Source organism: Arthrobacter sp. 05T47 (genome assembly GCF_056395825.1).
The window spans coordinates 1-12714 of the sequence record NZ_JBFTKG010000032.1 but is presented as its reverse complement, the minus strand read 5'-3'; the positions used below and the strand labels follow the sequence as shown (position 1 = coordinate 12714).

General features: G+C 65.0%; 10 protein-coding genes and 3 pseudogenes. 8 read left to right on the top strand and 5 right to left on the bottom strand.

Annotation, left to right across the window (positions count from 1 at the left end):
* Positions 1-12: 12 nt before the first annotated feature.
* Positions 13-933: a putative antibiotic biosynthesis monooxygenase gene (locus tag AC1DEY_RS18080; protein ID WP_476869169.1), complete on the bottom strand. Its 921-nt coding sequence runs from the start codon at positions 931-933 to the stop codon at positions 13-15.
* A 198-nt stretch (positions 934-1131) separates the two neighbouring features.
* Between AC1DEY_RS18080 and AC1DEY_RS18075 the strand changes: the two genes are divergently transcribed.
* On the top strand, positions 1132-1791 hold the full coding sequence (locus AC1DEY_RS18075) for a TetR/AcrR family transcriptional regulator (protein ID WP_476869168.1): 660 nt from the start codon (positions 1132-1134) through the stop codon (positions 1789-1791).
* 547 nt (positions 1792-2338) lie between these two features.
* A pseudogene (locus AC1DEY_RS18070) lies at positions 2339-2979 on the top strand (transposase); the annotation flags it as partial.
* Between the two features lie 237 nt (positions 2980-3216).
* On the opposite strand, the gene AC1DEY_RS18065 reads toward AC1DEY_RS18070, so the two are convergent.
* On the bottom strand, positions 3217-3969 hold the full coding sequence (locus tag AC1DEY_RS18065; protein ID WP_476869167.1) for an AfsR/SARP family transcriptional regulator: 753 nt from the start codon (positions 3967-3969) through the stop codon (positions 3217-3219).
* Positions 3970-4031: 62 nt separating this feature from the next.
* Here AC1DEY_RS18065 and AC1DEY_RS18060 point away from each other — a divergent pair, with 62 nt between their 5' ends.
* From AC1DEY_RS18060 to AC1DEY_RS18050, 3 genes and pseudogenes are all read left to right on the top strand, one after another.
* A complete protein-coding gene (locus AC1DEY_RS18060; protein WP_162159048.1) occupies positions 4032-4190 on the top strand; it encodes a DUF1059 domain-containing protein in 159 nt (52 codons plus the stop codon).
* Between the two features lie 75 nt (positions 4191-4265).
* Positions 4266-5102, top strand: coding sequence for a sulfurtransferase (locus AC1DEY_RS18055; protein ID WP_476869166.1), 837 nt, complete (start codon positions 4266-4268; stop codon positions 5100-5102).
* A gap of 252 nt (positions 5103-5354) precedes the next feature.
* A pseudogene (locus AC1DEY_RS18050) lies at positions 5355-6433 on the top strand (IS30 family transposase); the annotation flags it as partial.
* 98 nt (positions 6434-6531) lie between these two features.
* On the opposite strand, the gene AC1DEY_RS18045 reads toward AC1DEY_RS18050, so the two are convergent.
* A complete protein-coding gene (locus tag AC1DEY_RS18045) occupies positions 6532-7170 on the bottom strand; it encodes a hypothetical protein (protein WP_476869165.1) in 639 nt (212 codons plus the stop codon).
* Between the two features lie 21 nt (positions 7171-7191).
* Positions 7192-8472: an MFS transporter gene (locus tag AC1DEY_RS18040; protein WP_476869164.1), complete on the bottom strand. Its 1281-nt coding sequence runs from the start codon at positions 8470-8472 to the stop codon at positions 7192-7194.
* 82 nt (positions 8473-8554) lie between these two features.
* On the opposite strand from AC1DEY_RS18040, the gene AC1DEY_RS18035 reads away from it, so the two are divergent.
* Positions 8555-9454, top strand: a complete 900-nt coding sequence (locus AC1DEY_RS18035; protein ID WP_476869163.1) for a LysR family transcriptional regulator — start codon at positions 8555-8557, stop codon at positions 9452-9454.
* Between the two features lie 334 nt (positions 9455-9788).
* Here AC1DEY_RS18035 and AC1DEY_RS18030 read toward each other — a convergent pair whose 3' ends face one another.
* A complete protein-coding gene (locus tag AC1DEY_RS18030) occupies positions 9789-10136 on the bottom strand; it encodes a nuclear transport factor 2 family protein (protein WP_476869162.1) in 348 nt (115 codons plus the stop codon).
* A 597-nt stretch (positions 10137-10733) separates the two neighbouring features.
* Between AC1DEY_RS18030 and AC1DEY_RS18025 the strand changes: the two genes are divergently transcribed.
* Together AC1DEY_RS18025 and AC1DEY_RS18020 are read left to right on the top strand one after the other, a co-directional pair.
* A complete protein-coding gene (locus AC1DEY_RS18025; RefSeq protein WP_476869161.1) occupies positions 10734-12134 on the top strand; it encodes a dihydrolipoyl dehydrogenase family protein in 1401 nt (466 codons plus the stop codon).
* An 18-nt stretch (positions 12135-12152) separates the two neighbouring features.
* Positions 12153-12377 (top strand): annotated as a pseudogene (locus tag AC1DEY_RS18020) (transposase); the annotation flags it as partial.
* Positions 12378-12714 lie beyond the last annotated feature (337 nt).

The window sequence follows — 12714 nt, the reverse complement described above, 5'->3', positions numbered from 1 at the left end:
CCTCCCGGTTTTCTATTGCCGGGGCCTTACTGGGTGTTTTCGGGTCAATTCAGTGAGCTCGGCGAGCTCGGCTAGCCGATGCGCCCGGGCGGATTCGGCCGGAGTGAACGGCGCCCTGGGGCGGGAGAAGCCGAGGGGTCCATGCCGCGGGGATGGTATTTTCAGGACGGTCCCATCACATGCCGGTTTGCTGGCCGCCGGTGAGGTGCTGTCGCCCGTGGGAGCCGCGACGGGTTCGGCGTCGAGCAGTTCGGCGACCGCGAGTTGGAGTTCGCCCGGGTCCTCCACGACCTGCAGGGCCAGCGCAAGGGCCTCGGTCTGCCCGTCCGCCACGGTCGGGGCTGCCGCCGGCCACGCTCGGACATCCCGTCCTCCGCCGCCCGCGGCCGCAGCGAGCAGTTCCGCGTGGGTGACATGATCGGGCGCGGAGACAACCAGCTCGTCCAGCATCCCGCCGGCGACGGTGTGATTCCGGCACACGAGGATCTCGGCGTCGACACGGGAGATGGCCTCTACGAGTTTCTCCTGGGCTTCGTTGCTGTAATCGATTAGAGTGCGGACCCGCCACAGGGCAGCAGAGTTGTGCAGCCGGCGCCGGTGGCGCAGGGCAGGTGCGTGCAGCCAGCCCCGCAATGCGCGCCGGACGGAGGGCTCGGCGACCCAGATCACCAGTACTGTGGCCGTCAGCGTCAGGATCAGTACCTTCAGAACATAAGGGAGTGTCGCGTTCACCACAGCGGCATGCACCAAAAGCTCAATCGGCAGCATCGCTGTGACGTTAGCCAGGGCAAGACGGGCTTTCGACGGATGGGGCAGTTGGCCGCAGGCGACACACAGCAGCGCTTTGACGGGGTTCTTTCGAGGCGACGGGGTGGCTATGCCGTGGATGCGCGGAGAGGGGCTGGTTGGCGGGTCGGTGGTGTGTACGGTCATGGGTGCTCCTTGGGTACAGGCAGTACGGGCGACGGCGCCCCCGATGCGGGGTGCGCCACCGAAACATACGGTGTATGGAAGCTTAAACATACAGTGTATGAAAGTTGACCGCAATCGGTAGCCGTGCGGCCGACTGCCATTCGACCCTGCGACCGAGGCCGTTTTTCATACAACGTATGAATCTGATAGCGTCCCCGTATGGACAAGATGAAGAGCTCCCCGCGGGGCACCAGGAAGAGGGAGGTGCCTCTGACCGAGGCCGGGATCTATGCCGCCGCCCTGCGGCTTATCGACGCGGACGGGGTCGAGGCGCTCACCATGCGCAAACTCGCGACGGCGGTCGATGCGAACCCGATGTCGCTGTATCACCATGTGCCGAACAAGGCCGCCGTGCTGCGCGGCGTGGCCAGGACGGTCGGCACCCAGTTCCGCACCGTGACGCTCGAGGACGCTCCCTGGCAGGAGCGCATCCGCCAGCTCGCCACGGATTTCCGGACGCTGGCGCACCGCCACCCCAAGCTCATGGGCTACTCGTTCAGCCACCAGGCGGACTTCATCCAGCCCGAAGACCCGTTCCTGGTTGCGCTCACCGCGATCCTGGACGCCGCAGGGGTGCCGCACTCGGAGCTCCCGCAGTTCACCGCTCTCGGGGGTGTCGTCATCACCGGTGTGGTCACGGCCGAACTCAACGGAGCGCTCCACCGGTGGTCGAGCCTCAAACCCCCCACTGTCGGCGAAGACGGGCTCACCCCTCCAGGCCACGACGTCCGCGTCTTCCGCCTGACGCTGGACACGATCATCATGGGCCTGGAAAGCCAACTGGGCGCCGATGCTGACTTCCAGGGCGCCGACCACTGATTGTGCAGTCCTGTAGCGTTGCCGTCTGAGCCTGCCCGTGGTCAGGCGGGCTTAGGCCGCCGCGCACGAGGGGGCACCCTTGACTTCCGCAAAGGCCCTCTCCGTGGCCACTACAGATGCGCGGCGTGCTGCGGCTAGCTTGACGCCACGGTCGTGTCGGTGGTGATCGCAACGAGTTGAACTGGCTGATTTCGGGGTGTGTACAAAGTSCACACTTTGGGCTTCGGACTGGGTCGTATGTGGGCCGGATCGGGCCGGATTCCGCATGTTTCCGCGGGWGCCCAGTGTTTRCGGGGGMKGGAATGCAGTTCGAGTCCCACCTCGGGCACGTGTTTTCCCTGTTCAGGGGCTYGTTGGCCTCTGAATGTGTACAAATCTCCCTTATGGGCCCATATTTGTTGGTGGCCGTTACGGTTTGGCGGCTCCTTCTCTTGGCTTGGACAGCGGTGTTGCTGGGTACTCCTTCATGGCCGGGRGCGCYTGGAACTGCATGACTTGCTGYGACTTGGGATCAAATCCTCGTTGGCCATCCCTGCCGGCAGCCAATGTCAATGCACTCATCGCCTTACTCCGGGCACACGATCTCGGAATCGATGCTCGTAAACCGCTGGTTCCCGCCCAGATCGCCACGATCACGAGATGGCGGGAACGACAGAAGCAGATCGAACTATCGATCGCGCGCGAGGAAGCAGTTCGGTTGGCGCGCCGCGTTCTCGAAGTGACCATCCAGCTGGCTGCGAACCAGAAGCGCATGACAGAGCTGATCCAGCAAGCCCCGCGGCGCCGCTGCTGGAGATGGTGGGCGCCGGGGCTGTCACAGTCGCCACCGTCCTGACAGCATGGTCGCATCCAGGAAGGGTTCGCAGCGAAGCTGCCTTCGCCTCACTGGCAGGGGTGAATCCCTTGCCAGCCTCAAGCGGCAACACTGTCCGGCACAGGCTCAACCGGGGCGGTGATAGACGCCTTAACCGAGCTCTGCACACCATCACCATGACCCGGATGACCCACGACCCCGGAACACGGGACTACGTGACCAAACGCACCCAAGAAGGCCGAAGCTACCGCGAAATCCGCAGATCCCTCAAGCGCTACATCGCCCGAACGCTCTACCGTCAGCTCAACGCCCTTTACGCCGCCGCGGAACCGGCCCGATCCCACGTTGCCGGGGCAGACCCTTACCCGGAATAGGAGCACCGGTTGAGCATCGCGGGCTTCGGTTTGATTTACGGTTCAGGTTGTGTCCGGTAAAGAATCCCTGACCGGGGCACATGTCGATTGCCTAATAAGTGGCACTTGACGAACCTTTGGCCACAACGTGGGTCGCATTCGGCACCGCGCCACTAGGGGGCACCCTTCTCCTAGCCTCGGCCGTATTCGGTGAACGCCTGTCCTAAGGTGTCCTAAAGTGGAGGGTTTCCCCGGAAGTCAAGTCTGTTCGAGGAGTTGCTGGTAGAGCGCTCGGGTCCTCGGACTGGGCGAGACGCCGAGCTGGTCGCGGAGAAGGTCGGACAGCAGGCCGTACACGGTCAGCGCCTCGGCCAGGTTGCCCTGGGCTGCGTGAGCCTGCATCAGGTAGCGATGGCCGCTTTCGCGCAGAGGGTCCAGGGCGATGAGCCGGCGGCCGGCACGCAGCGCACCGGTGAGTTCGGCGCCGCCGATGCCGAGCTCGGTGGCGGCGTAACATTCCAGGGCCCGCAGCCGGATCTCGGCGAGCTGGTTGCGGGTCTGGTCGATCCAATCGGCATCCTCCCCAGGCAGGAATCCGCGTTCGGCGACGAACAAGGCGACCAGAACCGGTCCCCAGGCACGGGTCCAGTCCTGCTGAGCAACGGCGGACTCGGCACGGTGAATTGCCTCCACGGCAGCTTCGAGGTCGATCCACGCGTCGGGAAGGTGAAGCTGGACAGTGACGCGTCCACCCACCGCGTCCGGGCCGAAAACGTGGCGAAGCTTAGAGATCAACGAGTTGAGGCGCGCGTCGATCCCGACGGAATCGGGGGAGCGCCAGAGCGCCTCGACGAGTTCGTCGCGGGCCACCTGACGGTGCCGGTTGACGACGAGGTAGGTGAACAGCAGGCGCCCTTGACGGCCGGGCAGGCCGTGATCGAGCCTGAGCCCGTCCCGCTCCACAACCAGCGGCCCGCAGATCTGGAGACGCAGCGCTGACTGCCCGGTCATGACACCATGATCGCATGGGTCCTCATTCCGGAGTGGGCCCCACCAGGTTTTGGGAGGTCGTTATGGCGAAGCTCATCCGGTGCGAATGCGGGTTCGTCGTCCGCGGCGACACCGACGAGGAAGTGATCGGAGGGATCCGCGGCCACATCGCCAGCGACCACCCGGCGCTCCTCCGGTCCGTCAGCCGCGAGGATCTGCTGGGCTGGATCCAGGTGGAATAGGCAGACGCTCCGACGCCAATGTAGCGCCAACGTTGTGCCAACTCTGCTCCAACGACGAGCGGGCAGACTGTGGACATGCTCATCGAACCCATCTGGCTGGCAAATCACCTGTACGATCCTGCGGTCCGCGTCGTCGAAGTGGATGTTTCCGCGGCCGCCTTCAATCAATGGCACATCGACGGAGCCGTGCTGTGGAACGTCTACGCCGACCTTAAAGACGACCGGTATCGCCCGGTCGGCAGACAAACCATCGAACGGCTGTTGGCTCGGTCAGGCATCGGCCCGGCATCGACGGTCGTTTTCTACGGTTACGCCCCGGCACTCGGCTACTGGCTGCTCAAGCTGTACGGGCACGCCGACGTCCGCATCCTGAACTGCTCCCGCGACGCCTGGTGCGTCGAAGGACATCCCCACGGCACGTCACCAATCCCTGTGGAGGCGGCACCGTACCAGCTCAACGAACGGGACCAGCGGCTGTTCGCCGACATGAGGGCCGTGCGGCAAGCCATCGGGCGCGCCGGAACAACGATTCTGGATGTCCGCTCCGAGTCCGAGTACGCCGGTGAGCGGTTCTGGCCCTCCGGCGGAATGGAGCCGGGAGGGCGCGCCGGCCGCATCCCGACGGCTGTCCACCGGCCGTTCAGCAATCTCTACGACCAGAAAGGCGCATTCCGCCCGGTCGACGAGCTGCGCCGGGCGATGCCCGTGCCGGAGCTCGAAGGAGACGACGAGCTGATCACCTACTGCACCGTCGGGGGCCGCGCCGCCACCGCATGGTACGTGCTAACCGAAATTCTCGGACGCGAGCGTATCCGGGTCTACGACGGATCCTGGGCCGAATGGGGCCTTCGCCCCGACACCCCGGTCGAGACACCGCACCTCACAGCACACACAGGAGAACGCAGTACCTGAACTCATCCGCAAGAACGGAACGGCAGAACCGCCATTTCAAACCGTGATTTAGTCGCCATTCCGGGACAACAGTCACAGATAGAATCCAGCACTGAGTTTTCGCTACAAAAGCCGGGGGCTGCCAATCCTGTGAACGCGTGAGTCGCAGGGTTATATGGCTCGTATTTCACAGCGCTATTTGGCGTACGCGCTATTTTAGCCCGTCCCGTTAGCGGATCCTTGGGTTCTTGCGCTGATTGCAACACTTAGCGGATGGGTGTTGTCGTGGCGCGGTATTCAATTTACGTAAGACCGGATCTTCTGCAGCTGTTTTGGGCCGGGATGCAGGCCGGTAATTTAATCACCGATGCCGTTGTGCCGATCAATACGAGCAGGCGGACCGGGCGCCGGGTCCTGGTCGAGGCCGGGGTGTCAGGCCACGCCGGGGCCGGGATCTGAAGGGCAGGTGCCTGACCTTCGCCCAGCGTGAAGAGATCGCGGTGATGCGCGCCCAAGGACTCTCGCTGCGCCGGATCGGGGTCGTGATCGACCGATCTGCCTCGACGGTGTCCCGGGAGCTGCGGCGCAATTCGGTGGCCGGGTTGCCTTACCGGGCGACGTCGGCTCACGCGCTGGCGTATGAGCGGGCTTCGCGGCCGAAACCGTCGAAACTGCACACGAACAGGGTGTTGCGTGCGAAGGTGGAAGAGGACCTGAAAAAGAAGTACTCGCCGGAGCAGATTGCAGGACGACTGCGGGTCGAGTTTCCCGATGAGCCGGAGATGCGGGTGTCACCTGAGACCATTTACCAGTCCCTCTGCGTTCAGTCCCGCGGAGCGCTGAACCGCGATCTGGCCGCGTGTTTACGCACCGGACGTGCACTCAGGCAGCCCTGCAGGAAGGCCGGCCAGCGGAAGAACCGGATCCCGGGGATGATCAATATCTCCGAGCGTCCCGCCGAGGTTCAGGACCGTGCGGTGCCGGGGCATTGGGAGGGCGACCTCATCATCGGCAAGGGCAACCAGTCCGCGATCGGGACCCTCGTGGAGAGAACCACCAACTACACGATGCTCGTTCATCTGCCGGATGGATACAAAGCAGAACAAATGCGCGACGCCCTGGCAGCAAAGATCAAGACGCTCCGCGACGCGCTGAGGCATTCCCTCACCTGGGACCAAGGCATCGAAATGCAGGACTGGAAGAGCGTGAAAGTAGACGCCGGCATCGACATCTACTTCTGCGACCCGCACTCACCCTGGCAGCGCGGCATCAACGAAAACACGAATGGCCTGCTGCGTCAGTACTTCCCGAAAGGCACGGACCTGAGCATCCACAGCGCGACAGACCTCGACCAACGATCGTTACCCGACGCCGGTAGGGGGCGGCCCTGCACTCGTCGGGTTTCCGGCTCGCGTCTTCCGGTGCGGGCCGGGCCGTCGGGATTCAAGGTTCAGTTGGGGGCACCGAGGCTGACGATATGGGCGGCCACTGTCCATCCCGACGCGGTGAAGGGTTCCACCTCCTGCGGGTCGAGGACCGTGTATAGGGTGTCCGCGCCGTGCACGTAGGCCTCGTCGGCCAGCGCCGCCAGAACTGCCGATTCGAAGCCTTTCCCGGCTGCCGGCGCCTCGGTCCTCAGGCTGCCGACGAAGGCCACGCCGTCCCCGATCCTGATGCGGCCGCTGGCGACCGGATGGTCGAAAACGGATATTTCCACGACGTCGTAAAGCTCCAGGGGTGCCTGGGCAAGTTCGGCGTTCTCGGGCAGATTCGGCGCAGCGTTCAGCTCGTCCGTGGGGGCGGTGAGCAACACGGCTTGGCCCACGGGAGTCAGGCCTTGGGCGGCGGCGTAGCTCAGAGCAGCTCCGGAGTCGGCGGTGACCAGGGTCAGGACCGCCCCGGGGTGCTGTCGGACAGTCTCCGCCGCACGGTCCGCGCTGGCGCCAGGCCAGGCGAGGATGTACTCCGGATGGGCGTGTTCCACCGCCGCTGCGGTGACCACTCCGGAGTCCTTCGGCGCTGAGGTTTGCCCGCGGACGGCGGCCCAGGCGGCGGCCCAGAGAGGGAGGGTGTCCTGCCAGTCAGCCATGATGCGTTCTCCTTTGGATCGCTACTTCGAGGATACGGGCGAACCGGCGGGCAGGGACCGATCCCGGCCGTAAGTGCGCGCCAGGGTCAGGGCGGTGATGACGATCAGTGCCAGCATGACCACGCCGAACATCACTACGGACGGCACCAGGGCGGTCGTCTGCAGGATCAGCCCCAGCAGCACAACCGGCACTGCCATGCCCACATACCCGACCAGGAACAGTCCGGCCAGAGCCTCGCCGCGGGTCTCCGGAGCGGAGATGGCGATGACGGTGCCGATCGCGGACTTGAAGCTCACGCCGACCCCGGACCCGGCGACGATGCCGCCGGCGATCAGCAGGGGCAACGAGGATGCGGCGATGGATATGGTGACCAGGACCAGTCCTGCGCCCAGCAGGATCAGGCCGACGACGAACTGCGTGGTGCGTGCCCATCGGGAGGACAGCACCTGGAACGCTGCCGAGGAGGCGAAGACGACGAAGGCTACAAATCCGGCCATCAGATGGGAGGTGATGCCCAGTTGCCGGGCCACGAAGGACGGTGCGAGGGAGGTGAAGAAGCCGAACATGGCGAACCCGACGAAGGCCATCATGGCCGCGGCCACATACTGTCCGCGTGCGGCGTGGGGGACGACGACGCGCTGCGGCCAGTAGACCCAGGTTTCGTCGGCGTTGTTGACGGTTTCGGGGACGGTGACGATCAGCATAAGACCGGCGAGCAGCAGGAACGCGAACACCACGTACGGGGTGTACAGCGGCATCGGCACATACTCGGCGAGGAAGCCCGTGATGAGCGGGCCCAGGCCCAGTCCGCCGATATTGGCTGCGGTGGAGATGACTTCCGCGCGCCGGGAGCCTGTGCCGGGGCGTGCCGCACTGTGCAGTTCGGTCATGTGGGCGGTGGCGGTGGCGGTCAGCATGCCGATGCCGAGACCGGAAATGAAACGGGCCAGCATCAGGCCGGGCAGGTTGGGCCAGACCAGGAAGATGAGCGCCGCGACGACGTTGAGCAGCACGGCCGGCGCGATCACGCGGCGGCGGCCGAACCTGTCGGAAATGTGCCCGGCCAGGAACAGGCTCACCACCACACCCACAGCATAGGCAGCGAAGATGACCGTGATGGTGAAGGCACTGAACCCGCCCCGCTGCTGGTAAAGCACATAGAGCGGGGCCGGCGCGGCAGCAAACGCCATGGTGATCATGAAGACGAACGTGACGATCCAGAACCCGCGTCCATGCCGGCGCCGGTGCGCCTGGCGGGATGCGTCGGCCCGAAGGGAGGGGGAAGTTGTAGTCTGCGTCATTGCTTCAGTATTGGCTTCCGGAAACATCGCGTCCAACGTTTATTGACGCTGATAACCATCGTCATCGGCGATACTAGAGTTTATGCAGCTTTTTCAGGTTGAGTACTTCATCGCGGTGGCCGAGGCGCTCAGCTTTACCAGGGGGGCCCAGCGGGTCAATATCGTCCAGTCCGCCGTCTCCGCGGGAATCCGCCTGCTCGAACACGATCTGGGCTCCGATCTGTTCATCCGTCAGGGCCGCAGTATTCGCCTCACCCCCGCGGGGGAGGCCATGCTCCCGCGCGCCCGCGCCATCCTTGCCGAGGTGCAGGCCGCGCGGGACGCCGTCGACGCTGTCCGCGGGACGGTCCGCGGGACGGTCGCCGTGGGCACGCTGGCCCACTCCGCCTCCGTCGACGTGCCGCAGATCCTGCGGACGGTCCGGCGGGACTATCCGGGCATCGTCATCAAGCTGCGCCAGACCGTTCAGGGAACCCGCACCAGCCTGGCCGACGTCCGCTCGGGCGCCCTGGATCTGGCCTTGGTGTCCGTGCCCGAAGAGGCAGCGCCCGGCCTCGAGCTGTACCCGCTGCACACCGAGGGAATCGTCTTTGTTTGCCCGGACACCCACCATCTGGCAGGCAGGAAGCGAGTCAGCCTGGCTGAGCTCGCGGACGAGCCTTTCATCGACTTTCCCGAAGGCTGGGGAAACCGCACCACCGTGGACGCAGCCTTCGCCGCGGCCGGACTGAACCGAACAGTCCACACCGAAGTCGTGTCCTTCACCATGGCCATCGAACTGGTTCGGGAAGGCCTGGGCGTCGCCTTCCTGCCCGCGTCGGCCCTGCAGCACGACCATGGGGAAGACATCCGGGCCATTCCCACGACCCTGATGTGGCGCATCCAACTGGCCCGCTCCGCCACCCGGCAGGCCACCGCCGCTGAACAGGTCATGATCAGCCAATTCCGTCAAACCCCGATGGACGCTCCCTCGAAGGAGTAAATACCTGACGGATGGCGCCTGGCGCAGATCCCAAACGATCGAAAAAGACAGTCTCCCCGGGTTCCGTGGACTGTGAATCGCAGGGACCTTACCTGGACCGGTACAAGCTTGCGGTGATGGAATCCTCTAACGAGGTTTCCAGGCCACATAGCGTCGCCAAATCAGGGCCAGATAGCGTTGCAGTTCACAGCCCCGCCTCGGGGCCGCGGGTCCTGCTCCGTCTCATCAATTTGTCTCACCGTGTTGTCGACAGCGCAGAGAAGACCCTTTTGATGAGACGGAGAGGATGGAATGGCCGACACCGTGACTCGCTGGAGACGCGGTCTAGGCCGGGCTAGGCCCAGATGTATTCCTCGGCGATTGCTCCGTCCTTCCATTTGGCGACGGTGACCATGCGGCCGCCGCCTTCGAATTCGCCGATGACGCAGGTCCAGTCGCCGGATCCGAAGGCGATCGGGTGGGACGTGATCTGTGGCGGGGTGCCGCCGGCGGATTCGACATAGGCCTTCATGGCGTCGATGTGTTCCTGGATGCCGTGGGTGGGTTGCTGGCCCTTCCAGTCCACCAGGACGTCGTCGGTGTGGTGATGGGCGAAGACCCCGTTCCAGTCGGCGTTGTTCCAGCCGGTGAAGTCGAGATCGTCCATGCCCTTGAGGTTGCGTTGGACCTGGTCCTCTGCCATGAGCCCCTCCGTTCTGTGTATTAACAGCGTTTGGCCCGGCCCTGGGACTCTCGGTCAGGGTCGGTGTCCTGACGCCGGGAGTCTACCGGCGGCCCAGGGGAATGGACAGAGTCCAGCGGCAGCGCCGCCCAGGCCCCGGCGGGTAAAGGACGAGGTCATTGCCGGAAGTCCTTTGCACTGACGGTCGAATCACCGTCCGAGAGGTAGTGCGCTAGCTGGACGGTCTGTACGAAATTCGAGTCGGGGGGTGGGTCATGGGGTTTTGCGGACGTTGGATCCTATATAGAGCATGCCGGTGTGGCGGGAAACGGAACTCTTCACGGATCTCGAGCGGGCGGCGCTCTCGATCGGTGAGGCCGCAGCACCCCGGCAGCACACGACACCGGTACGGCCAGAGCACCTGGCTGCCGTGTCCCCGGCGGCCAGATAGCCTGGACCCCGGGCACCGGGAGCGGGAGCCGCCAGCGGTCCGGCCATGCGGGACCGAGTCCGCGCCCTCGGCGGTACCCTGAATCCGACGGCCGTATTGCGGTCGTGGCCAGGGAATCAGGCACGAACCCGGCCGCCAGGTCCGGGCACCGTCTACAGGAGGAACGCATGGAGATAGAGGATGTTGACCTGCTCGTCATCGGCGGCGGGAAGGCCGGGAAGACCCTGGCGATGGACCTGGCCAGATCCGGCCGGAAAGTCGCGATGGTGGAACGCTCGATGATCGGCGGGACCTGCATCAACGTGGCGTGCATCCCCACCAAGACCCTCATCAACAGTGGCCGGGTCCTGAACGCTGTCCGCAGGGCTGCTGAATTCGGCATCTCCGGGGCCAAAGATCCGCGGATGGACCTCAAACTGCTGCGCCACCGCAAGGAGGACGTCGTGGAGACCATGGTGAAGGGCCAGTTCGCCGCCTTCACCGGTTCGGGCATGGACTTCATCCTCGGCGAGGCGAAGTTCACCGGACCCCGGACTGTGGAGGTGACCCTGAACGACGGCGGGGTGCGCGCCCTGCGCGGCACCGACGTCGTGCTGAACCTGGGCACCGAACCGCTGCTGCCGCCGCTCAAGGGCCTGGCGGCGTCCGGCGTGCAGACCAGCAACACCCTGCTGGAGCTGGAATCCCTGCCGGAGAGCATCATCATCCTCGGCGGCGGCTACGTCGGCTGCGAATTCGCGGACCTGCTCAACACCATCGGCGTCAAAGTCACCATCGTCCAGTCCGGCGCCCAGTTGCTGGCCCGCGAGGACGCGGACATCGCCGCTGCCATCGAACAGAACTTCACCCGCGCCGGCATCACCGTGCGGCTCGGGGACAGGGCGCAAGCGGTCACGCGCGCCACCGACGGCACCGTCATGCTCACGCTCTCCTCGGGGGAGACCGTGTATGCCGATGACATTCTGGTGGCGGTAGGCCGCAGGCCCATGACCGACGGCCTGAACCTCGAGGCTGCCGGCGTGGAACTCGACGACCGGGGATTTATCAAGGTCGACGACTCGCTTCGCACCACCGCCGGGAGCGTGTGGGCCGCCGGGGACGCCGCCGGCAGCCCGCAGTTTACGCATGCCTCCTACGACGACTACCGGGTGCTGCAGACCAACCTCGAGGCCCACCGGGGCGTGGGGCAGCTGCGGAGCACCGCCGGGCGACTCATCCCCTACTGCGTCTTCACCACCCCTGAGCTGGGCCGCGTGGGTCTGAGCGAGCGGCAGGCCCGGGATGCCGGGTACAGCGTGCGCCTCGCGAAAATGCCCGTCACGGCCATTCCCCGGGCCCGGACCGTGGGACATCTCGACGGGATCTGGAAGGCGGTGATCGACAAGGACACCAACCGGATTCTTGGTGCGGCGCTGCTGGGCACCGAAGCCAGCGAAACCATTGCCGTGATCCAGATGGCGATGCTCGCCGGAGCCGAATACACCGCCGTGCGCGACGCCATCATCACCCACCCCACCATGGCCGAGGGCCTGACATTGCTGTTCACACCGGCCTACCTCGAGGACTGAGCAGCGCCCGCCGGCGCGGTCCAGTCAATGTCCCGCAAGGGCAACTGCTATGACAACGCGGTGATGGAGAATTTCTTTGGCCACCTCTAGGAAGAGCTCTTCCACCACGTCAGGTTCCTCAGCACCGATGCACTTGAATCAGCGCTGCACGAGTACATCCGTTGGTACAACACCGAACGGATCTCGACAAAGCTCGAGGGCCTGAGCCCGGTGCAATACCGAACTCAGGCTCTCGCGGCCTAGGCTTTATCTAAACCAGTCCAACTTCCGGGGACCAGTTCAGATTTCCCGGGGCTCTTTTTTGCGTCCCCGACTGCACACGCTTGTTCGCCCACGCGACTCCCGACATGCGACCGCGCGCTGTGGGGCCCGACCGGACCCCGTGTCATGAGTYAGCCWGTGTTTCTAGGGCCCACCCGGTCCACCGAATTCAACGACGAGCGGGACCACCTCACTCCGTCAGGCTGCCGAGCTCATGCTCTGCCTCSATGAGCGTTGCGGCAAGGCGCCCTGGGTTCGTGAGGTGTACCATGTGCCCCTCGTCCAGGGTCAGGACGGGGATCCCCGATCCCCTGGGACC